21 protein-coding genes are annotated in these 22,366 nt (G+C 60.4%); 13 read left to right on the top strand and 8 right to left on the bottom strand.

Features of this window, described 5'->3' with window-relative positions:
* Nucleotides 1-89: 89 nt before the first annotated feature.
* From WC698_05130 to WC698_05115, 4 genes are all read right to left on the bottom strand, one after another.
* A complete protein-coding gene (locus WC698_05130) occupies nt 90-2,459 on the bottom strand; it encodes an exonuclease domain-containing protein (GenBank protein ID MFA6039616.1) in 2,370 nt (789 codons plus the stop codon).
* A gap of 316 nt (nt 2,460-2,775) precedes the next feature.
* Nucleotides 2,776-4,155 carry a transcription termination factor NusA gene (gene nusA / locus WC698_05125; GenBank protein ID MFA6039615.1) on the bottom strand — a complete coding sequence of 460 codons (1,380 nt, stop codon included), beginning with the start codon at nt 4,153-4,155 and terminating at the stop codon, nt 2,776-2,778.
* A 461-nt stretch (nt 4,156-4,616) separates the two neighbouring features.
* Complete coding sequence (locus WC698_05120) at nt 4,617-5,060, bottom strand: hypothetical protein (GenBank protein MFA6039614.1); 444 nt, start codon at nt 5,058-5,060, stop codon at nt 4,617-4,619.
* Between the two features lie 68 nt (nt 5,061-5,128).
* The gene (locus WC698_05115; GenBank protein MFA6039613.1) at nt 5,129-6,091 is read right to left on the bottom strand and encodes a glycosyltransferase; all 963 of its coding nucleotides are present in this window, start codon (nt 6,089-6,091) and stop codon (nt 5,129-5,131) included.
* A gap of 154 nt (nt 6,092-6,245) precedes the next feature.
* Between WC698_05115 and tsaB the strand changes: the two genes are divergently transcribed.
* The 6 genes from tsaB (at nt 6,246) to WC698_05085 (ending at nt 13,096) form a co-directional block, all read left to right on the top strand.
* A complete protein-coding gene (gene tsaB / locus WC698_05110; GenBank protein MFA6039612.1) occupies nt 6,246-6,917 on the top strand; it encodes a tRNA (adenosine(37)-N6)-threonylcarbamoyltransferase complex dimerization subunit type 1 TsaB in 672 nt (223 codons plus the stop codon).
* Between the two features lie 259 nt (nt 6,918-7,176).
* Nucleotides 7,177-9,960, top strand: coding sequence for a preprotein translocase subunit SecA (secA, locus tag WC698_05105; GenBank protein MFA6039611.1), 2,784 nt, complete (start codon nt 7,177-7,179; stop codon nt 9,958-9,960).
* 48 nt (nt 9,961-10,008) lie between these two features.
* Nucleotides 10,009-10,365, top strand: a complete 357-nt coding sequence (locus WC698_05100) for a hypothetical protein (protein MFA6039610.1) — start codon at nt 10,009-10,011, stop codon at nt 10,363-10,365.
* A gap of 72 nt (nt 10,366-10,437) precedes the next feature.
* Nucleotides 10,438-10,620, top strand: a complete 183-nt coding sequence (locus WC698_05095; protein MFA6039609.1) for a type II toxin-antitoxin system RelB/DinJ family antitoxin — start codon at nt 10,438-10,440, stop codon at nt 10,618-10,620.
* A 455-nt stretch (nt 10,621-11,075) separates the two neighbouring features.
* Nucleotides 11,076-12,068, top strand: a complete 993-nt coding sequence (locus WC698_05090; protein ID MFA6039608.1) for a hypothetical protein — start codon at nt 11,076-11,078, stop codon at nt 12,066-12,068.
* Between the two features lie 263 nt (nt 12,069-12,331).
* Nucleotides 12,332-13,096 (top strand): tetratricopeptide repeat protein, encoded by a 765-nt coding sequence (locus WC698_05085; protein ID MFA6039607.1) that lies wholly within the window; start codon nt 12,332-12,334, stop codon nt 13,094-13,096.
* A 24-nt stretch (nt 13,097-13,120) separates the two neighbouring features.
* On the opposite strand, the gene WC698_05080 is transcribed toward WC698_05085, so the two are convergent.
* Nucleotides 13,121-13,396 carry a 2Fe-2S iron-sulfur cluster-binding protein gene (locus tag WC698_05080; protein ID MFA6039606.1) on the bottom strand — a complete coding sequence of 92 codons (276 nt, stop codon included), beginning with the start codon at nt 13,394-13,396 and terminating at the stop codon, nt 13,121-13,123.
* Nucleotides 13,397-13,520: 124 nt separating this feature from the next.
* On the opposite strand from WC698_05080, the gene sufC reads away from it, so the two are divergent.
* The 3 genes from sufC (at nt 13,521) to WC698_05065 (ending at nt 15,469) form a co-directional block, all read left to right on the top strand.
* Nucleotides 13,521-14,315, top strand: a complete 795-nt coding sequence (sufC, locus tag WC698_05075) for a Fe-S cluster assembly ATPase SufC (GenBank protein ID MFA6039605.1) — start codon at nt 13,521-13,523, stop codon at nt 14,313-14,315.
* A gap of 67 nt (nt 14,316-14,382) precedes the next feature.
* The gene (locus WC698_05070) at nt 14,383-14,643 is read left to right on the top strand and encodes a hypothetical protein (GenBank protein ID MFA6039604.1); all 261 of its coding nucleotides are present in this window, start codon (nt 14,383-14,385) and stop codon (nt 14,641-14,643) included.
* 73 nt (nt 14,644-14,716) lie between these two features.
* Nucleotides 14,717-15,469 (top strand): SIMPL domain-containing protein, encoded by a 753-nt coding sequence (locus tag WC698_05065; GenBank protein ID MFA6039603.1) that lies wholly within the window; start codon nt 14,717-14,719, stop codon nt 15,467-15,469.
* 6 nt (nt 15,470-15,475) lie between these two features.
* Here WC698_05065 and WC698_05060 read toward each other — a convergent pair whose 3' ends face one another.
* Nucleotides 15,476-16,030: a DNA-3-methyladenine glycosylase gene (locus WC698_05060; protein MFA6039602.1), complete on the bottom strand. Its 555-nt coding sequence runs from the start codon at nt 16,028-16,030 to the stop codon at nt 15,476-15,478.
* Between the two features lie 822 nt (nt 16,031-16,852).
* On the opposite strand from WC698_05060, the gene WC698_05055 reads away from it, so the two are divergent.
* The 3 genes from WC698_05055 (at nt 16,853) to WC698_05045 (ending at nt 20,893) form a co-directional block, all read left to right on the top strand.
* Nucleotides 16,853-18,565 (top strand): cation:proton antiporter, encoded by a 1,713-nt coding sequence (locus WC698_05055; protein MFA6039601.1) that lies wholly within the window; start codon nt 16,853-16,855, stop codon nt 18,563-18,565.
* Between the two features lie 391 nt (nt 18,566-18,956).
* On the top strand, nt 18,957-20,357 hold the full coding sequence (sufB, locus tag WC698_05050) for a Fe-S cluster assembly protein SufB (GenBank protein MFA6039600.1): 1,401 nt from the start codon (nt 18,957-18,959) through the stop codon (nt 20,355-20,357).
* A 68-nt stretch (nt 20,358-20,425) separates the two neighbouring features.
* Nucleotides 20,426-20,893, top strand: a complete 468-nt coding sequence (locus tag WC698_05045; protein MFA6039599.1) for a hypothetical protein — start codon at nt 20,426-20,428, stop codon at nt 20,891-20,893.
* A 62-nt stretch (nt 20,894-20,955) separates the two neighbouring features.
* Here the strand turns inward: WC698_05045 and WC698_05040 are convergent, their stop codons facing one another.
* Both WC698_05040 and WC698_05035 read right to left on the bottom strand, forming a co-directional pair.
* Nucleotides 20,956-21,153: a hypothetical protein gene (locus WC698_05040; protein ID MFA6039598.1), complete on the bottom strand. Its 198-nt coding sequence runs from the start codon at nt 21,151-21,153 to the stop codon at nt 20,956-20,958.
* Nucleotides 21,154-21,189: 36 nt separating this feature from the next.
* The gene (locus WC698_05035) at nt 21,190-21,411 is read right to left on the bottom strand and encodes a hypothetical protein (GenBank protein ID MFA6039597.1); all 222 of its coding nucleotides are present in this window, start codon (nt 21,409-21,411) and stop codon (nt 21,190-21,192) included.
* A 49-nt stretch (nt 21,412-21,460) separates the two neighbouring features.
* Between WC698_05035 and WC698_05030 the strand changes: the two genes are divergently transcribed.
* Complete coding sequence (locus WC698_05030) at nt 21,461-22,321, top strand: SufD family Fe-S cluster assembly protein (protein MFA6039596.1); 861 nt, start codon at nt 21,461-21,463, stop codon at nt 22,319-22,321.
* Nucleotides 22,322-22,366 lie beyond the last annotated feature (45 nt).

The raw sequence follows: 22,366 nt of genomic DNA, 5'->3' as shown, positions 1-22,366 counted from the left end.
GCCTTCCCCTACACCCCCTGCGGCGCGCCAACCCTCCGTTTGTTGAGAGAGAGATGGGGCAGTGAGCAGTTACCGGCTTTATGAGTTCTCTAAAACAACTTCAACTGGTCCTTTTTCTGTTCTTTGGAGGATTCCTTTTTCTTCGCAGCCGTGTTTGTTTTCCGCGTGCGGGGGGGCTGTGGGATTTCATTGTGCATTTCTAATTTTGCATGACGTTCTCCCTGTACCGAGAACAGATTCAAATACGCAATCACCTCCTTCCCGTATTCCTTGCTCCGCAAGCGGTCATCCAGTATTTGCACGTCCGCTTCCTCCGTCTTGAACCGCGCGAAGGTGCGGAGGACGCGGAACAGGCGGTGCTTGAGGCGCGGGAGGAAGTAATCCATGAAGCCGCTCTTGTAGCGGGCCGCACGGCGGCTGAGGACGGGGTGGGAAGCGTAGTCGAAGGGGAGCGCGCTGATGATCAAATGGTCAACGGTCTCCGGCGGCAGCTCCAGCCCTTCGAACACCCACGGCGTCACGAGCCACATTACCGTCCCTTCCGCGGCCAGGAATTCCGCGCGCATGCGCCCCTGCCCGCCGCTCACGCCGAGGCAGATGAGGGTGACGCCGCGCTCCTCGAGCATCTCCGTGTACCGCACGTACATGTTCTCGATCGTTCCCTTGCCGGGAATGAGCAAAATCGTTTTCCCTTCGGGCGGGTTCCCCAGAATTTCATGGAGGGGCGTGAGGGGGAAAGAGAGGGGAAGTTCATACCCTCTCCCCCTCGCTCCCCCTCTCCCCTCAGGAGAGGGGGAAGACACGACAGTGACAGGGAGGATCTCTCGGAGTTCAGATGTGCTTTCGGGCGGGATAAGGAGGGTTGTGGAGAAGCGGGAGTAGAGGAAGTCCTGCAGGAAATCCGACACATGCTCGGGAACGGATTGCAGGGTGTGCGAGCCGTTCATGCGCTGCTCGATCCACGCGTAGCGCCGCGCCAGGTTCTCCGGGTTGAGGATGTGCGTAATGCCTTCCCATTGGGCGCGGACCGGTGAAGGCAGGTCTCCGTCCTGTTCCAGCAGTTCCTCAATCTGCGCGCGGAGCCCTTTCGCCTCCGGCGCGGTGAGGTCGGACGCATTCAGTGCGCGCACGTCCAGGCCGCCGCGCACCTTCTCGATCCACAGTTGCAGCAGGTCCGTGATGCGCGTGAGTGACGGGTTGCGCTCGCTCCCTGCGCGCAGGGCGGAGACGTCCGCATACCAGCCGTAGGCCTTGGTGGCGGTGTCCTCCAGCATGGAGGCGTCGTCGATGATGATGTGCGCCGGCTCCGCCAATGCCGCCGCGGCGGGATGCTCCTCATCCTGAAGAAAACGCAGGAGCTGCTGGTGGTCGATGAGCACCACCCCCGGCAGGTCTTGGAATTGGTCCGTGTACGCCTTGGAAGCATCGGTGCAAGCCAGCGTCCCGCGCCATACGGATTCCTCCCCTCCGTGCAGGGGGAGGTCATTGCGGGTGAAGGGCGAGTACCAGTGAATCTTGAGCAGGAGCGTTGCTTCATCGGCGGTCAAGGAATCCGCCTTCGTCCATCTCTTCACCGCCTCGGGATCCAGCAGATGGCCGGGCGGGTACAGGATGCGCACGCCTTTCTCAAAGGAGAGGCGGCGTACGGCGGCGTCCAGATTCTTGACGGCGATCCAATGCCGCACGGACGTATCCTCCTGTGCGGCTTCGATGATCGCTTGGAGTTCGGCGGGGTTGAGCGGTTCCTCGCGGAGGGCGATCTCCCCTTTCTTCGGCGTCGGGAGGCTCGGGGGAGTGACCGTGCGGCGCTTGAAGCCCGCCTCTTCGGGGTGCCGGAGCCACGCGGGCGTCTCCTTCTTCCCGGACGCGGGCAGCGCCTCGAAGAGGAGGCGGTAGCCGGCGGGCGCGCGCTCCATCACCTCCCGCGCCTGCTTCACCAGTCCGGGCGGGAGCTCGAGGAGGCGTTCCCACACGCGGCTGAGGAGTTCGAGCGTGGCGCGCACGTCACCCAATGCGCGGTGCTTGGGCTCGTGGTTCAAATCGAGCACGGCGCTCAAGTACCCCAGGGAGTAGCTCTCCAGTTCCGGGAAAACGAGGGAGGCGAGCATGGAGGTATCCACCCATGGCCGCCCCGTGAGATCCATCCCTTCGCCCTTGAGCATGCCCAAATCGAACGGCGTATTCTGGCCGACGATGATCGCGTCTTCCGGGATGCGGGCAAGGATTTCCTCGCGCTTCTCCTCGAACGTCGGTTGCCCGCGCACGTCTTCCATGCGGATGCGCGTGATCACTTCCACCACGGGGGGGATCTCGTCCGTCGCGAACAGCTGCTCGTAGGTATCCGTCACCTTCCCGCCCTCCGCCCTCACCGCGGCATATTCGATCACGCGGTGCGTGCGCGGCACGAAGCCGGTCGTTTCCGTGTCGAGGACGACGAGGGGGAGGGGAGGGAGTTTCACGAAGACGATTGTACAGGGGTTTGACCGTAGGGCCACGGCATGCCAAACAGCAGAACAGCCCCATTTCTTTCTCAAGGCGAGAAAGAAATGGGGAAAAGAAAGCGCTCCGCGCGCCGAAGGGAACGACACAGACCGGTTTACATGTTGATACCAGCGCCGCACCGTCTGGAAGAGAAAAGGGGGTATCCCACAGCCTGTTCTTTTCCCTTGGTTCCGCGGCCAGCCGGCGGCGCGCGGCTCCGGCCAGGTTTGTTGTTTGATGTTTTTGAAAAGACCGCGGATAAACGCAGTCTTTCCTTATCAATACATCTGAAAGTTACGCCGCCGCTTCCTCCTTCGCCTCTCCCACTGCCGCCCCTTCCTTCTTCTTCCGCGGCTTCTTGGCAGGCTCTTTCGCTTCGGCGGCCGGTGCGGCGGCGGCGGGGACATCTTCAGGGGCGGCACCCGTCACTGCGGCGGCTTCGGGAGCGGCAGATTCCTCCTTCGGTTCCTCAGACGCTTCCGCGGGAGTCTCCACTGCGGTGGCTTCCGCTACGGTTGCTTCCGCTTGTCCCTCGGCGGGGGCTTCCGCAGGCGCGGCTTCGGCAACAGGTCCGCCGCGCAGTTCCGCGAGCTTCGCCTTGAAGGCGGGGAGCTCCTCGTAGTTGTACATGTCCAGCTCGAATGCGGAGAGTTCCGTCGCCAGGCGGATGTTCTGGCCCTTCTTGCCGATGGCCATGGGGCGCTGCGCTTCCTCCACGAACACCGCCGCGCGCTTCTTGATCTTGCGGCCTTGGTCGTCCAAGTGCTCCTTGTCGTTCACGATGATTACGGCGGAGATGGCCGCTGGCTGCAGCGCGAGTGAAATCAATTTGATGGGGTCCTCCGACCACTCGATCATGTCCACGCGCTCGCCGTTGATCTCCTCCATCACGGCCTGGATGCGCACGCCCTTCTGCCCCACGCACGCGCCGATGGGGTCGATGCGGGGGTCGTGGCTGAGCACGGCGACCTTGCTGCGGAAGCCGGCGTCGCGCGCGATGGCCTTGATCTCCACGTCGCCGTTGCGCACCTCCGGGATCTCCAATTCCAGGAGCTTCTTCACCAGCTTGGGATGCGTGCGGGAGATGCGGAGCTGCGGCCCCTTGCCGCTCATCTCCACCGTCTCCAGGTACACGCGGATGCGCTTGCCCGTGTAGTAGTGCTCGCCGGGGATCTGCTCCCTCCAGGGGAGCGACACCGTCATACCTTCGATCTCCAGCGTGACCCAGTTGGGGTCCACCTTCGTCACCGTGGCGGTGAGCAGCTCGTCCTCGCGATCCTTGAACATCTGGTACAGGCTCATCTTCTCCGCCTCCTGCAGCTTTTGCAGAATCACCTGCTTGGCGGCCTGCGTGGCGATGCGGCCGTACTCCAAAGGCGTCACGTCAATGCTGATCTCGTCGCCCGGCTCGGCGTCCGGCTTGATCTTCCTGGCGTCCTTGAGCCCGATCTCGATGTTCTCATTCTCCACGTCCTCCACCACTTCCTTCACGAGGAGGATGGTGGGCATGTCCTTCCCTTCTTCCAGGTCCACGCGGATTTCCTGCTCCTTGTTGCCGAAGTCCTTGCGGTACGCGGTGCCGATGGCCTGTTTGACGGCCTCGATCACCTGGTCGGGCGAGACGTTCTTCTCGGAACAGATCTGGTTGATGGCGGCGAGGAAGGATGCGCGCATGATAGGGATGGGAAAGGGGTGGAGCTGTGCCGCATGGAGAGCGAAAACGAGCTCTACGCGGTCGAAGAAAGGACCATCCCGATCTACTCGGGATAGCCTGTCATACAACTCGATGCTACAAACATTATACGCAATTTTAAGCCGTTTGCAAGCCGAATGGAGGTGGATTATGGTGTGGCTATGCTTTCCGATCAAGAGAAGAGAACGTACCGTTTCGTGACGGACGATGGCGAGGTGTCGGCGCAAATCCGTACTCTGCCCCGTGCATACGTCGCGGCATTGCCACGGACACTCCGGGTGGGGCGGGAACGGGAGGCGACCGCACGGGGACTGTTGGGCAAAACGATGTATATGATTGAAGAAGAGTATCGCAAGTGGATGCGATCAACCGGGGCATGATGCCAATCCATGCGATAGCGCCTTCGTGTGCGTTCCCTTCATCGTGGGGAGACCGCCGCATCCTATCCATTGTCGGCTGCTTCTCGTTGCGGTGAGGGGTCTGCCGGGGATAGGCAATTGCTCAATTGTGATCGGGATGTTTCCGTGATCACGCCATGCGGGACGCTCGGGTCGGCGGATAAGGATGGGGCATCGGCGAGTTTGTTGAGGGCTAAGAGATGGACATCTTCTTGCGCCTTTCTGATCAGTTCTTTATCGGTGAGGCCGAAATTGGCCAAATAGGATTCGGAAATGTGACGATGGCCGCTCTGCACCTTCCCGAGTTCATATTGCAATGCGGCTTCCATGAGCTCACGCCACGCCTCTTCTTGTCCGGGGGTCATCGAATCCACCTGAATGTGAAGGCTGCGCACCTTCCCCACCGCCTGATACAGTTTGACCGCAACGCCCTCACGCTCCTCGGCATTCATGGGCTCTTCACCGGGCTGAGGATTGTAGACCGTCATACGAATACCGTACTCCAGGCATGGCGTGTCGCAAGAGCGTCTTTTCGGCTTCAGCATCCCGAAAAACTTTAAGAGGAAAGGGGGGCTTCCGCTGTATGGATCCCTCTCAGGAACGCCCGCGCATGCCTTCCCTTCATTGTGGGGAAGAGGCTGAAGAAGCGGTAGGCCATACGTTTCATCCCTTTGGGCATCAGATGAAGATCGTGATTGATGCTCTCGAAGAGCGCGGCGGACTTCCCCAGCGTCTCCATCCTCTTCAAGGAATCCTCCGGCGTCATCCGGTGGTGGTGGAACGCCTTCGCGTCCGGTTCATAGAGGAGGGGAATGTTCTCCTGCGCCAATCGCCATCCCCACTCGATGTCCTCCCATCCGTACATCGTCACGTCTTCGCGGAACGGGAACTTCAACGCGATTTCCCGCGGCAGGCTGATGTGGCTGGTGTAGGTGAAGCGGTGCTGCATGCGTTTTGGGATCGCGCGGTGTTCGTAGGGTTTGAGGAAGCCATAGCCGAATTGCCAACCGGTCCGGTCGAGCCATTCCATCACTGGCGTGATCTCCATTGATGGATCCCACTCGGTATAGCCCAGGACGGCTGAACCGGAATGCAAAATTGGAAATGAAAAATTTGAAATTCCGTCACCAGTTCTTGTTCTTGAATCGCTTCCATCATTTTGCATTTCAAATTTCTCATTTTGCATGTTTTCATGCACTTTAAGATGCACTTCGCACGCATCCGGCTCCAGGAATATATCATCCCCGATGAACATGACGATTTCCCCCGTCGCTTTCTCCACGCCGCGATTGCGCGCGACGCCCTGCTGGGATTTAGGGATGGAGAAGTATTGCGTATGACGTATTGCGTATTGCGTATGCCCGTCAAAGAGGCGGTCTGTATCGTCGTCCTGCCCGTCGCTCACCACGATCACTTCGATCTGATCCTTCACGGTCTGCGCCGCGATCCTCTTGAGGCACTCGCGGAGGATATCCGCGCGCTTGTGGGTGGGGATGATGAGGGAGAGAGTCGGAGGCACGGAGGAATGATAAATGGAAAATGGAAAATTGAAAATTATGGGAGTGGTTCTGGAAGCCGATGCTCCTCTCTCATTATCCATTTTCAATTTACAATTTTGCATTCTCTGCCCCGGTTCTTCATAACAGGATCATTCCGTTGTATCCTCTCTTCCCATGAACACCCTCTTCCTCGACCTCGCCGGCAACCCGGGGCTCGTCGCCTGCGTCACGGATGACGCGGTTGTCTCATTAAAGGAGGTGGACCGCCGCATCTCGGATGCCGACCTCCTCCCTCTGCTGGAGGCGCTCCTCGCGGAAGCCCGGTGGTCCAAGGAGGGGATCGGACGGGTCGCGTGCGTCACGGGACCCGGCGGGTTCACCAGCCTGCGGGTGGCGGCGGCGTTCGCCAACGCGCTGGCGTTCTCCCTCAATGTGCCGGTGGCCGGCATCCATTTGAGCGAGTTGTGTGCTGTGCGTGTTTCCGCCCCCACCCCCCTTCCCCCTCCCCCATCGGGGGAGGGGGAGCGAGGGGGAGAGGGGAAAAAACACACAAATTTTTTATGGCTCCATTCCACCAAGAAAATCGAGCTCTTCGTCCGTGGGTTCGGTTCCTTCGCCAAAGCATTCCCGGAAGCGGCGTGGATGGACCTGGGGAAGCTGGGAGACGCGTACCCCTCGGGCGCACCGTGGACGGGTGAGCTCCTCTCCGACCATGAGCGGTTCCTCTCTTCCCGGGGTGCGGTGCGCGCGGAGATGAAGGACGTGAAGGAAGTGTTGCCGGTATTCCTGAAGTCCTTGAAGTACGGGGAGAAGAACGTCGTGCCGTGGTATGGGCGAAAATGGTAGTGAATCATCCCGCGGGAATCATCGTCTCCAACCAATCGCGGCGAAGCCCCGCAGGGGCGAAGCCGGATGGTATGGGCGAAAATGGTGATTGAAGAGGATTCCGAAGAGTCCGAGGATTCCGACGAGCTGCTGTATCTGGAAACACAGAGCATCTTCCTGGCACTCTTCGGAATCCTCGGCAACCTCGACAACCTCGGCATCTTCATCCATTCAACTTTCTCCTTAATAAACCGCAACATTCTGGTAAAATCCCATCCTCATGGCCTTTCTTGACGTCCTCAACAAACTCCTCGGCGATCCCAATGAGAAGGAACTCCGCAAGCTGTGGCCGCTGGTCAAGGAGGTACGCAAGGCCGGAGAGGCACCGGAGATCAAAGCGCTGAAGCTGGAGGATCTCCCCGGCAAGTCGCAATCCTTCCGGGACCGCATCGCCAAGGGCGAAACCACGGATGATCTCCTTCCGGAGGCGTTCGCGGTGGCCGTGCGCGCGTGCGAGCTCCTCAAGGAGTCGGGGCAAAAGACGCAGCTGGGCAAGCAGGAGTTCGCGTGGGACATGGTACCGTTCGACGTGCAGATTTTGGGAGGCGCCGTGCTCCACCGCGGGAACATCGCCGAGATGAAGACGGGGGAGGGGAAGACGCTCGTGTGCACGCTCCCGGTCTACCTCAATGCGCTGGAGGGGAAGGGCGTCCATGTGGTCACGGTGAACGACTACCTCGCCCGCCGCGACGCCACGTGGATGGGCATGCTCTACAAGGCTCTCGGCCTGGAGGTGGGCGTGATCGTCCACGGCCTTTCCACCGACGAGCGGCGCAAGGCCTACGCGGCGGACATCACCTACGGCACCAACAACGAGTTCGGGTTCGATTACCTGCGCGACAACATGGCCACGTCCCTCGCGCGCCAGGTGCAGCGCGGGCTCCACTACGCCATCGTGGACGAGGTGGACTCCATTCTCGTGGACGAGGCGCGCACGCCGCTCATCATCAGCCAGCCCGCCGAGGAATCCACCACCAAGTACGTCCAGTACTCGCAGCTCGTCGGCGGCCTGGAGGAGAACGTCCACTACAACCGGGACGAGAAGCAGCGCGCCGCCGTGCTCACGGAAGAGGGGATCAAGAAGATGGAGGAGATGCTGGGGGTGGAGAACATCTACACGGAGCGCGGGTTCGAGGAGGTGCACCACATCGAGCAAGCGCTGCGGGCGCACGCCATCTATAAGCGCGACGTGGACTACATCATCAAGGACAACGAAGTGATCATCGTGGACGAGTTCACGGGGCGCCTGATGCCCGGCCGCCGCTACAGCTTCGGGCTCCACCAGGCCATTGAGGCCAAGGAGGGCGTGGAGGTGCAGCGCGAGTCCAAAACACTGGCCACCATCACGTTCCAGAACTACTTCCGCCTCTTCAAGAAGCTTGCGGGCATGACGGGCACGGCCAAGACGGAGGAGGAGGAATTCGAATCCATCTACAAGCTGCGCGTCATCGTCATCCCCACGCACCGCCCCATGGTCCGCACCGACAGGCCGGACGTGGTCTACAAGTCGGTGGCGGCCAAGTTCCGCGCGGCGGCCAAGATCGCCAAGGAGAAGTACGACCGCGGGCAACCGGTGCTCATCGGCACCACGTCCGTGGAGAAGTCCGAGGCCATGAGTCTTCTCCTCCAGGAGCTCCACGTCCCCCACCAGGTCCTCAACGCCAAGCAGCACGAAAAGGAAGCGGAAATCGTGGCGCAAGCCGGCCGGAAGGGCGCCATCACCATCGCCACCAACATGGCCGGCCGCGGCACGGACATCAAGCTGGGCGAAGGGGTCACGGATCTGGGCGGCCTCGTCATCCTGGGCACCGAACGCCACGAGGCGCGCCGCATCGATAACCAGCTCCGCGGCCGCTCCGGCCGCCAGGGCGACCCCGGCGAGAGCCAGTTCTTCGTTTCCATGGAGGATGAATTGATGCGCCTCTTCGGCGGCGACCGCCTGAAGGGGGTGATGGAGCGGCTCAAGGTCCCCGATGACATGCCGCTCGAGAGCGGCATGGTCTCCCGCAGCATCGAGGGCGCGCAGAAGAAGGTGGAAGGACGCAACTTCGACATTCGCCGCCACGTGCTCCAGTACGACGACGTGATGAACAGGCACCGCGAGATCATCTACAAGCGGAGGCAAAAGGTATTGATCAAGATAGCAGAAAGCGATCAGCCGTCAGCGGTCAGCGATCAGTTGTCCGCTGCCGATAGCTCTTCGCTGAAAGCTGAAAGCTACTCGCCGCTGCATGCAGAAATACTGGAAGGCATGGAGCAGGAGATACAGAGCATCCTCACGGCGCAGGCGGCATCGGACGACCCCGAGGAGTGGAACACCAAGGAGATCGTGGAATCCCTCGCCGCGCTCCACCGCGATTTCGGCCAGGTGGTGACGGAGGAATCCATCCGCACGTTTCACGAGCGCGAGAAGCTCCTCTCTTCCCTCACCAAGCTCATCCGCGAGGGGTACGAGGCCAAGTGCGCGCAGTTCGACGCCCAAACGGTCCGCAACGCCGAGAACATGGTCCTCCTCCGTTCCATCGACACGCACTGGATGAACCACATCGACGACATGTCGCACTTGCGGGAGCAGGTGGCGTTCTCCGGCTACGCGCAGCGCGATCCCGTGATCGAGTACAAGGACCAGGGGTTCCGCCGGTTCCAGCAGCTCCTCGTCACCATCAACACCACCATGGTGCGCACGCTGCTCCAGGTGGACTTCGCCCAGTTCGCGCCGCGCATGGTGCAGATGGTGGAAGCGGAAGAAGACCGTGCGGACATGCGGACGAATGCCGACCAGATCGAGGGGGAACTGACGCAGACGGGCGTCTCCGCCGCCGCATTCACGCCGCCCACGGTCCAACCGAGCGGCCAGCCTCCGGCATTCAGCGGTCAGAAACCCGTCCCGGCACGCGTCCAAGCGGCGCCCACGGAGCGTCATGTGGCGAAAGTCGGTCGCAACGACCCCTGCCCGTGCGGAAGCGGGAAGAAGTACAAAAAATGTCACGGGAAGGAGGAGTGAGCGGCAAACTCAATGTTGCCAAAATACAAATATATGTATAATTGTCATATGCATGATGAATTCCTTGAACTGCTTGTGGATATGGCGGACAAAGAAGTCCGCTGGCAGGTGCATGCCGTCGATCAGGTGATGATGCAACTCTCCGACCTGGAAGCCGATTCCATGCGCGGCATGGAGACGCAGCGGCTTGTTGCCATGATACGCAATCGCATCGGCCGTTTGGCGGCTCCGTCGGAAAAGGACGAGGAGCGACGTGAATATCTCGATTCCTTGCGGAAGAACCACCGTGATGACTTGGAGAATGTCCTCCGCCCGCTCCTCAGGATTTATCTTCAGAAGTATCGGTTGCATGTGAGAAAAGCGGTGCAAGCCCTCATCCGGGAGGAGATGCGCATCTCCGGATGAACGGCGTCCATCATGTATTGACAACGTGTATACGTATAGACAATGTATGTACGTATCATCCTTCCCTACACCATGCCTGCAACCGCCGTCCTCACCATCCGCATCGATGAAAAGCTCAAGCGCCAATCCCAGCGGGTCATCGAGCAGTGGGGGTTCGACCTCAGCTCCGCCGTCCGTCTGTTCCTCACGCAGGTGGTGCGGACGAAGAGCATACCGTTCAAGGTGAGCGGGGAAAAGAGGAGGAAGAGAAAATAAAGCGAGGACTTAGGACAGGGGACTTAGGACTTAGGGTATATGACAATGCAGGACTTCACGGAATTCGGCCCATGGAAGAAAGCGATGGAACTCGCACTAAGCATCCATGAGATGACGAAGTCCTTTCCTAAGACTGAACTCTATGAATTAACATCGCAAATGCGGCGAGCGAGCCTTTCAGTTGCAGCGAATATCGCAGAAGGATTCGGGAGGTATACCTATCCCGATAAGATGCATAAGTACGTCCAAGCCCGTGGAGAACTCGTGGAGATTATTTCATTCCTCTACTATTGTTATGGAGTGAAGTACATTGATCTGGAACAGCGAGACAACCTTTTGAAACAGGGTCAGGAGGTGCATCGTATGTTGAATGCGCTCATTACGAAGATGGCCAAAATGAGCACTCCCTAAGTCCTCTGTCCTAATTCCTAAGTCCTTCTCGCGGACTATCCTTTTTGACATATACTATCTCCCTGTCTTCACCCTCCTCCATCATCGGTCACAAGGACCAGATCCAATCCCTCCTCTCGGACCTGGAGACGGGGAATGTGGCGCATGCTTATCTGTTCACGGGGAGGAAGCACTTGGGCAAGTTCACCGTGGCCAAGTGGTTCGCCAAGAAGCTGCTCACGGAGGGCGTGCCCGAGGAGGGGCGGGAGAGGGCGGAGCAGGAGATCGACAAGCTGCTCCACCGCGACCTGTTGGTGATAGACCAATTGTGGATTGAGGAGGTGTGCGAGGATTTCGACGTCATTGCCAAGAGTTCCAACGTGCCGCAAGCGCACCGCAGCAAGCAGCCCACGGCCAAGACCGACACCATCGGCATTGACGACATCCGCGCGTTGCAGGACCGCCTGCGCGAGGTGGGCACGGGCGCCTTCCGCTGCTGCCTCATTCGCTCCGCGGAGCGCCTGCAGGAAGAAGCCGTGAACGCGCTGCTCAAGATCCTTGAGGAACCGCCGGAGGGTGTGGTGTTCCTCCTCACCGGCGTCTCCACCTCCCACCTCCTTCCCACGCTCGTCTCCCGCTCGCGCGTGCTGCGCTTTGCCTCCCTCTCGCCGCAGGAGATGAAGCCGCTCGCGGGCGGCATGCCGCCGGATGACGCACAATTCCTGCTGAGGGTGGCGCAGGGGGCGCCGGGGATGGTGATGCGGCTCAAGGCGGATCCCGACCTCCTGCGCAAGGAGCGGCAGCGCGCCGCATGGGCGCAGGGCTTTTGGGGCGCGGGGAGTTTGGCGGAGCGCCTCAAGCTGCTGGAGCCGCTCAGCGACCGCGGCGAGGAGGCCTCGCGCGCGCTCCTCCACCTCTCGCTCGCGTTGAGAGAAGAGCGGGAGCGGATGGATCCCCGGTGCGCGGAGGCGCTCACCGCGCTTGTGGGGGATTTGCAGACGAACGTTTCCCGGCCGTTGGTTCTTCAGAAGTTCGTGTTTGCCGTGAGTAGTACGTGAGGAGCTTTCAGCTTCCAGCTCTCATCGGTCAGTGGTCTTTCCGGCGCAGCTTGAACGAAGGCTGTCCGCTGACCGCTGAAGACTCATCGCTGCCGAATGGTCACTCTGCCGGAAGCCGGCAGCTGAAGGCTGACAGCTGAGAGCTCACCGCTCATCCACGGCACCAACAACTGAAAAGAGCCTTTCCCTTGCGATACACTCCCAATTGTTCCCTTGCCTCATATTTTGGCGAGTGCTAGGCTCAAGATCCCGGTAACAGCCGTATGGTATATATCTACGTCCTCACCGTTTCCCTCCTCGGGATTGTCCTGCTCTTCGGGGTGCGGATGCTCCTGCGGCACCGCGGCGTGCGGCGCTTCGTGCGCGGCATGAAGCAGCGCCTGCAGCAGGCGGAGGAGAGGGGCATGAGCTTCATAGAGGAGAAGCGCATCTTTAGGCCGCACCGCAACCCGCGCGCGTCCGCCATCGAACTGCAGCAAGTCCGCTCCCTCTCGCGCCAGGCGGAGAAGGCGCTGGCGCAGAACAAGATCGACGATGCGGAACGCCTCTACATCCAAGCCCTCACGGTGCAGCCGCACGCGATCGACGTGCAGGCGGAACTGGCCAAGCTCTACCTCCAAACGGGGCGCGAGAACAAGGCGGAGGCGTTGTACAAGGAGCTCCTCCAGCAGCGCCAGGACGTGTCGTTCTTCAGCAACCTCGGCCTCGCCTACTACCGCCAAGCCAAGTACGTGGAAGCCTGCCAGGCGTACCAGGAAGCGCTCAACCGCGAACCGCAGGTGCCGGAACGGTCCTACGCGCTCGGCCGCGCTTGCATCGCCGCGCGCAGGTATGAGGAAGCGGCGCCGCTGCTGGAGAAGGCGAGCGTGCGCCTCTCGCGCGATACGCAGCTCCTCCATCTTCTCGCCGAGTGCTACATGCAATTGGGGCAGACGGACAAGGCGGAGGAGGTATACCGCCGCATCAACAAGCTGGAGCCGTACGATGAAGAGGTGAAGGCGAAGCTGCTCTCGCTGGCGCGGGTGTGAGGAGGGTCGCGGCGTGCCGCGTCCTTACGATATGTCTACCGCCACATCGCCGTTCGCCGTCGCCTGGCACCCCAGACGGTCATCTCCTTCCACGCCCATCATCTGTTCGCGGTCGTTGTGCGGGGTCAGGTTCTCCGCCCCCGCCTTCACCTTGCACAGGCAGGTGGTGCAGAAGCCGTTGCCGCCGCACGCGTGCTCCATGGGGATTTGGTTATCGAGCGCGATCTGGAGGAGGGTTTTGCCGGCGTCGGCCTGGACGGTCTTGGTTTGGCCGGCGTAGGTGAAGGTGATGTTGGGCATAGCGAGAAGAGTGTAGCGGAAGGAGCCTTGGAGGGGTATTGCGTAGAACGTATTACGTATCGCGTATTGTTCCTGTATACGTCATACGGGATACGTAATACGTAATACGCTACAATCTTTCCCCATGACCCCCTCCCCCCTCCTCACCATCCCCGATCTCCACGTCTCTGTGGGAGGGAAGGACGTGGTGCGGGGGGTCGGCTTGGAGATCAACGAAGGGGAGATCCATGCGATCATGGGGCCCAACGGCTCGGGCAAGTCCACGCTCGTGAGCACGCTCATGGGGCATCCGGCCTTTACGGTCACGAAGGGATCGGCGACGTTCTTGGACAGGGATCTCTTCACGCTGGAGCCGTGGGAGAGGGCGGCGGCCGGGTTATTCCTGGCCTTTCAGTATCCCAAGGAGATTTCCGGCGTCACGCTCCGCAGCTTCCTCTTCGCCGCCGCCAATGCGCAGCTTTCCGCGCGGGATCCCAAGGCGCGGAGGATCTCCCCCATCAAGTTCAAGAAGATGCTGGAGGAGCGCATGGAGGAACTGAAGATGGATTCCGCGTTCGCGGAGCGGTCGTTGAACCAAGGGTTCAGCGGGGGGGAGAAGAAGAAGGCGGAGGTGCTGCAGATGCGCATCCTTCAGCCGCGGCTTGCGCTTTTGGACGAGACGGATTCGGGCTTGGATATCGATGCGCTCAAAACCGTCGCCGATGGAATCAATCGGATGCGTTCGTCGTCCTTTAGCGCGCTCATCGTCACGCACTACGCGCGCCTCCTGGAGTACGTTGCGCCGGACCGCGTCCATGTGATGGTCAAGGGGAAGATCGTGGAGAGCGGCGGCGCGACGCTGGCGCGGGAATTGGAGAAGAACGGGTATGCCAAGTACGGCGTGCGCGAAGAGGGAACCGTGAAGATAGCGCTGGATTGATTTTCTGCAACGGGCGACGGATACTGCGCCCATGCCCCAGCCTGCAGCCGAATGCCCATCGGGTATTATGGACCGAGAAACCGCGGAAGCGCTTGGTCCGGAGGTCGCGGAAAAGATCAGCAGGCTGCTCGAGAGGTATGGCGTGCGGTTTTACGTTTGTCTTGCGCCTCCCTCCGGTCCGGATGCGGAGACAGGCTCGCGCATCGGCGCGGTCCGTTCCCGTGAGCGGGAACCGATATACGGGATGAATGCCGAGGATTGCGAGCGCGACCAGTTCAGAGGGGAGACGAAAGGGCCTATTTGGAGGGAGGATGGTCATTTCCTGTAGAGTGTCACTGCATTGCAGTTGCCCGTTTCGTCACTGCAATCCTGCGGGGTTTTTGCGATACCATAGTCTCGTTATGTCTGATTTTCCCCCTCCTCCCATGCGCAACATCACCTGGACCGTGATCCTTGCCGTCGTCATCGGCGGCGGATTCTTCCTCGCCGGCAAGTACGTGGAATCACGCGATTCCACCCCCGTCACCATCTCCGTCTCCGGGGAAGGCAAGGTGAGTGCCGCGCCGGATATCGCGCAGCTGACGTTCGGGGTGCAGACGGGACGCAAAGCCACGGCGGCGGAAGCCATGGCATTGCTCAAGGAGGATATGGACAACATCATGGAGGCGGTGAAAAAGGCGGGCATCGAGGAGAAGGACATCGCCACGGAGCAGTTCTACCTCAATCCCGAATACGATTGGGATGAGGGCAGGCAGATTCCGCGCGGGTTCCAGGCGCAGGAGACGCTGCGCGTGAAGGTGCGGGACCTGGACAAGGTGTCCGCGGTGCTGGGCGCGGCCACTGCGGCGGGCGCCAACCAGGCGGGGAACGTGAGCTACACCATCGATGACCCGGAGGTCTTGCGGGCGGAAGCGCGTGAGGAGGCCATTGCGCAGGCGAAGGAGAAGGCGCTGGCGCTGGCGAAGGATTTGGGCATGCGGCTGGGGAAGATCAAAGGGTTCAACGAAGGCGGCGGCGTCATCCCCCCCATGCCCTATGCGCGTGCGGCCATGGAAACAGCCGCCGAGGACAGTGCTGCAGGAATGGCGGTACCGCTCCCCGCGGGCGAGCAGGACGTGACGGCGTACGTCACGCTCACGTATGAGTTGAAGTGAGGGGGCTCATGCCTTGGAAACGTACGGGTTCCCCTTGATGGAGAACCGGAGCAACCTCTTCGCCCACCGTCCGGCGTAACCCACGCCCACGCGCGGACGCTTGATGATCACGATGCGCTCGTCGGGATCATCCGGTTTCATAATGAAGAAATCGTCGGAGAGGAGATCGTGGCCGTTCCATGTGCGATCGATTCCCATCGCCGCGCATAAGAGCCCCGGGCCGCTTGAGCGTCCCAACAGGTTCTGCACGGGCTCCAGCGCCCGTATCAGCACCGCCGACGCGTGTCCCTCTCCCTCCGTCACCACGTTGAGGCAATGGTGCATCCCGTAGATCAAATACACGTACGCGTGTCCCGGCGGCCCGAACATCACTTCCGTTCTCTTCGTCCGTCCACGGGCGGAGTGCGCGGCCAAGTCATGGGGGCCGAGGTACGCCTCCGTCTCCACAATCTTGCCCACCCGCACCACCTCCCCGTCGCGGCGGACGAGGAGTTTTCCCAGCAACTCCTGCGCCACTATCACCGTGTCGCGGTCGTAGAAGCTTCTGTGCAAGGGGCGCATGGGGGGATTGTAGCTTGCTCCTCTATCCTCCAGCTCCTTCCTCCTTGGTTCACTCCTCCATCCCCCGGCCCCTTCCTCCTTTGGAGGAAGGGGAGGACACAAACAGCAAACATTCCCCTCCTCCAGCGGAGGAGGGGGTAGGGGTGGAGGAAACAACACACAAAAACCCCCGCCACCGAAGCGGCGGGGATTCTTTGGCAGCATTATCCATTCAGGATGATTGCACAGACTTCTTGCATAGCACGGGCTACGTCATTATCGACGCCCTGTGCGTCGCATAATGCGGAGAGCACTTGAAGGAATGCTGGAGCCTCCTTCTTCGTGAACGTGAAGCAGATCTCCAAAGCAATATCGTGAGAGGATACCTTCACAAGGCCCAACAGACAGATCGCCGTGAAGTCACGGTGCGGGGATCTGTAGAGTTGTTCTGCCCAGTATCGCTCATCCAATTCTATCGTTCCTGCGCGCCGGCATCCTTCAGCCAGCAAAAAGGGCAATTCCCACTTCCGTGTATAGGGCACAGACACTGTAACGTTGTTGTCGTTTTCCATGAGTTCCTCCGCAATACATGAGTAATGGATCTTGTTTCCGCTTCCCAATTCTCGCACGAGAACTGAAAGCGGAAACAAGGTGCTGCTGCCAAAGACCGATCCGGAACCAACGGGTTCCAGTAAATACAATATATAATGTTATTGATGTATGTCTAGTACGATCTTGCGTGCGGCTTTCCCTGGACCGCTTGCGGTCTGGCACTCATGTTCATGGCTTACGGTTGCCAAAAGAAGGTGATCAGAGCGCCGATTTCTGCTATACTGTCCAGAAATGCAAGAAACCCTCCTCACCGTCACGGTCGTGGTGTGCACAGTGGTGGCGCTGGCGCTCCTCATGCGGGCGCTCAAGCAGCCCGTGATCATCAGCTATTTGCTGGCGGGTTTGGTGGTGAGCCCCTACGGGTTGAACCTGCTCCATTCCACGGAAGAGCTGGAACTCTTCTCGCAGATGGGTGTCTCGTTCCTCCTCTTCCTCGTGGGCATGAACCTCAACCCCCGCGTGGTCAAAGAGGTGGGCAAAGTGTCGCTCGTGGCGGGCATGGGACAAGTGGTGTTCACCGCCGCGGTGGGATACGTGCTGGGCCGCCTCCTGGGGTTTGCGCCCGTCGTCTCGCTCTATGTCGCGGTGGCGCTCACCTTCAGCAGCACCATCATCGTCATGAAGCTCCTCACGGACGCAGGAGAACTGGAAACCCTCCACGGCCGCATTTCCACGGGGTTCCTCATCGTGCAGGACGTCATCGCCATGCTGCTCCTGGTGGCCGTCTCTTCCATGGACGGCGGGACGGAAGGTTGGGAGATGATCCTGGGCCGCATGGCGCTGCGCGGCCTCACGCTGGCGTCGGTGCTGCTGGTGGCGGGGCTCTTCCTCCTTCCCTGGCTGCTCAAGGCCGTGGCCGCCTCGCAGGAACTGCTCCTCCTCTTCTCCATCGGCTGGTGCTTCGCCATTGCGGCGCTCAGCTTTTCGCTCGGGCTCTCCATGGAGATCGGCGCGCTGGCGGCGGGCATCGTCCTCTCCCTCTCGCCCTACCGGTTCGAGATCGGCGCCAAGCTGCGCCCAATGCGCGACTTCTTCATCGTCATCTTCTTTGTGCTGCTCGGTTCCCAGCTGGTGCTGGATGACGTGGCCAAGCAGCTGGTCGCCGTGGCGGTGTTCTCGCTCTTCGTGTTGGTCGGCAACCCGCTCATCATCATGTTCCTCATGGGGCGCATGCGGTACACCAAGCGCACGGGCTTCCGCACGGGAATGGCCTTGGCGCAGGTGAGCGAATTCTCCTTCATCCTCGTCGCCCTTGGCGTACGCCTCGGCCACGTGCCGCCTTCCGTCCTCTCCTTCGTCACCTTCGTGGGCCTGCTCACCATCGCCCTCTCCACGTACGGCATCCACCATGCGGAGCGCCTCTACGGCTGGCTGCAGCAGCCCCTCTCCCTCTTCGAGCGTCAGGGGAAGAAGGTGGATGAGCACTTGCACATGCGGCAGAAGGATCACGATATCCTGCTGCTGGGGTACGAGCGCATCGGCCTCAACGTCCTGGAGGCCCTGCGGAAAATGCGGAAATCCTTCCTCGTGGTGGATTACAACCCCAAAGCCATCACGGAATTGGCCAAGGAGGGGATCGACTGCAAGTACGGCGATTTGGGCGATGCCGAGCTGCTGGAGGAATTGGACTTCGGCCGCGCCAAAATGGTGGTCTCCACGCTGCGCGATTTCGACACCACCGTCCTCATCGTCCGCGCCGTGCGCGCCGCCAACAAGGACGCCATCGTCATCGTGGTGTCGCAGCAGGTGGATGAAGCCCTGCACCTCTACCAGTTGGGCGCCAGCTACGTGATCACGCCGCAGTTCCTGAGCGGCTACCACACGTCACTCCTCATCGAGGAATATGGTTTGGACTTGAAGAAGTTTTTGACGGAGAAAGCGCGGCATTTGGAGCATTTGAAGTTCAGCCACAAGAGGATGAAGGCGGTGATGGGGAGGAAATGAGAAATTGGAAATGCAAAATGGGAAATGAGTGTATGGACGATGTATATACATACACAACAGCCAGCAAGCGTATCTTCAGCTCGCAGGCTTTGTCTTGTGTCTTCCCACTTTCTTTTGTCAGGGCGACAAAAGAAAGTGGCAAAGAAAAGCGCTCCCACCTTCGCTCCTGATGGAGCTATGGTGGGCAGGCCGCGCGCCAAAGGAAATGTCATTGAGCCGTTGTTCCAATTCCGGGGCCCCGTCGCATGTGGAAATGAAAGACGACCTTCTCCTTGTAGCCCTGCTCTCCCTCATGTTGTTCCGCCGACCGTGGCGCGCGGGGCCATCCCCATGTCATACAACTTCCTCAAGAGCATGCAGAAAAGTGAGAATCTGCTACCATACTATCCTCATGCCCAAGCCCATCTTCTCCGGCCTGGACCGTTCCGTCTTTGATACGGCCAACCCCGCCCCCTACGCGGAGGGGCTCACGAAGGGATTGAGCGAGGCGGTGGTGCGCAAGATCAGCGGGGACAAGAATGAGCCGCAGTGGATGCTGGAGCATCGGTTGGCGTCCCTCAAGGTTTTCCACGAAAAGCCCATGCCCACGTGGGGGGCGGACCTTTCCGGGCTCGATTTCGACAAGATCATCTACTACGCGCACCCCGGGGCGGAGAATACGGACGATTGGGGGGAAGTGCCGGAGGAGATCCGCCGCGTCTACGATCGGCTGGGCATTCCCGAAGCGGAGCGCAAGGTCCTCGCCGGGGTGGGTGCGCAGTACGAGAGCGAGGTCATCTATCACAACTTGCGCGAGGAGTGGGGGAAGCTGGGCGTCATCTTCCTCAACATGGACGATGCGCTGCGGCTGCACCCCGAGCTCGTCAAACAGTACTTCATGAAGTGCGTGCCGATGGCGGATCACAAATTTGCGGCGCTCCACGGCGCCGTATGGTCTGGCGGCACCTTCCTCTACGTCCCCAAGGGCGTCACGGTCACGGATCCCCTTCAGGCGTACTTCCGCATGAACGCCATGAACATGGGGCAGTTCGAGCACACGCTCATCATCGCGGAGGAGGGGAGCGAGGTGCACTACATTGAGGGCTGCTCCGCGCCCAAGTACGGCTCCATCGGGCTGCACGCGGGGCTGGTGGAGATCTTCGTCAAACCCGGCGCAAAGGTCCGCTATTCCAGCGTGGAGAACTGGAGCCGCGACACGTATAACCTCAATACCAAGCGCGCGATCGTGGAAAAGGACGCGACGATGGAGTGGGTGGGCGGGAACATGGGGAGCGGCGTCACCATGCTCTACCCCTGCAGCATGCTCACGGGGGAGGGCGCGCGCAGCGACCACCTTGCCCTGGCGTTCGCCAACACGGGCCAGTGGCAGGATACCGGCGCAAAGGTCATCCACCTCGCGCCGCACACCTCCAGCAAGGTCACCTCCAAGTCCATCAGCCGCGGCGGGGGCGTGTGCGTGTACCGCGGACTGCTCCAGGTGGGGCCCCGCGCGCACGACATCACCTCCAACGTGGAATGCGATGCGCTCCTGCTCGATGACGAGAGCCGCACGGACACCATCCCGGACATCCGTATCCGCAACAACGACGTGACCGTCGCGCATGAGGCGCGCGTGGGGAAGCTCTCCGAGGAGGACCTCTTCTACTTCACCTCCCGCGGCATCCCCGAGGACCAGGCGCGCGCCATGATCGTCAACGGGTTCATCGAGCCCATCATCAGGAACCTTCCCCTGGAATATGCGGTGGAGATGAACAGATTGATAGAACTGGAGATGGAGGGGGGCGTGGGGTGATTAGGTCAGAGGAAAGCCAACAATCCACACCTGGCATACACTCAACTAGTATTATATAATATACTTATATGGAGAACACACCATCCACTCAACTGGAGTTTCCGGTTATGGACAGTATCAAGCGACACCTCCCCATCCTGGTGCAGGATTTGATAAACAGGATGAGTATGGGGAAGTCGAGGAATAATGAACGGAGCCGTCAACTCTCCGCGGATCTGCGAAGAGATTTGGCGAGGGAGTATGCCAGTGCTCTTCTGCGCCGGGCTGCGGGAGACCGGGAACAGTTCTCCGCCAAATACGAGGAAGTGTTGCGACATGAATGGGAACAGTGTCTCATTTACCATGAAGTGAAGGTGGAAGAGCCGGGGATCCGGGAGGATACGGACAATGCCTACCGTCGGATTCTCGCCATGCTTCCGGTACAAGTGGCGGCTCTCATGGGAGAGCAAACGAACCAACCGCGCAATACCGCCGTCCAAGAGCCCATGAGCCGTGTGCGGGAAGAAATGGTGGAAACAGTACGGAGGAATGACTGAAAGGACGTGTCGTTCCATCAGTGCCGTTGGCAGTAGCGCGTGATGTACTCTCTTTCATTTTTTTATTGCGTGCCTGTCTCTGTTCCCCTATCGGAGAACAGAAGTTTTTGGTATTCGTGCGTCACCGATTGCACGCCGCTCACCATCGGCGACGGTTGCGCTGTCTTCGCTTTCTGCGCAAGCGCCTGCCGTGCCCTTTCCTCTTCTTCCTCCAAGTACGCGTCCCACCCACCCCATTCCTTAACAGCATTGTCAGCCATATGAATATTAAACACTAATAAAATTACACGTCAATATCATCTTTTCGCCCTCTGGCTGCGCTTGTTTTGGGATAAGGCCCATTGTGTCCATTGAGCCGCTGGAACCCTGCGGAAAAGGGCTTCCGCCGCTTGGTGGCTCTTGATGATTCTCGCCATCGCTTCCCCATCATCGTGGTTCCCGTTCGTCTCATTTTGCCGTTCCCCCTCGGGCGCAGGAGGGGTTTCCGCAAACGGCAAGAAGCGCTGGGATTCGCTCATAAGGTGTGTCCACGATACTCCGCACGGGGGAGGCATGTACACTGCTGATGTGACGTCTGCCTCTACATCAACGGGCCTGCCTTCCGGCATCCGCGGTGAGGGCGATGGACGGTGGGTCATCGGGCGGGGGAAGAAGATACCCGGTACGGTCACGCTCCCCTGGGAATCCCCGCAATCCGTCACGGTCCATGCGGAGGAAGGGTCACGCGCCACAGTGTTCCTCACGCTTCCCTCGGGTGTTGAGGGGGAGAAAAATCTCGATGTCACGCTTGCGGCAACATCATCGCTCGCCCTCATTGTCCTTGCCTCGGGCTTGGGGCGTGCGAAGATCACGCAGCGTATCAGGGTGGGGGAAGGAGCCGTGTGCCGCCTTCTCAACGTCACGTTGGGCGGGAGGGGGGTGGAGCAGGAAGCGGTGGCCACGGTGGAGGGCGCGGGCGGCGTGAGCTCGGTGGATTGGGTGTTCCATGCCGCGGGGGAAGATGTGCAGAAGCTCTCCGTGCGCAACGTGTTCCTGGCGCGGGATGGCGGCGGTGATGTGACCATGCGCGGGATCGCGGAGGGGCGCGCGGAAGTGCGGTGCGACGGGATGATGGAGATCGGGGAGGGTGGGGGAGGGACGGCCGCGTCCCTTACGCAGCACGTGCTCATGCTGGATGCCTCCGCCAAAGTGGACGCCGTGCCGGCGCTCCGCATCAAGACGGAAGACGTCAAAGCAGGCCATACCGCCACCGTCACCAAGGTTTCGGAGGAAGAGCTCTTCTACTTCGCTTCGCGCGGCATCCCGCGGGAGGAAGCGCGCAGGATGTACATCCGGGGGTTCCTGGGAGGATTGCTGGGGAAGGTGGAGGATGAGAAAGTGAGGGACGTGCTGGAGAGGGAGATGGAAGAATGTAGAATGAAGAATTAGGAATTAAGGTGACGGGTGACAGGGCGTGACTATTGTTCAGGAGGG

The organism is Candidatus Peribacteraceae bacterium (assembly GCA_041661065.1).
Taxonomy (GTDB): domain Bacteria; phylum Patescibacteriota; class Gracilibacteria; order Peribacterales; family Peribacteraceae; genus CAIKAD01.
This window is presented reverse-complemented; position numbering and strand designations above follow the sequence as displayed.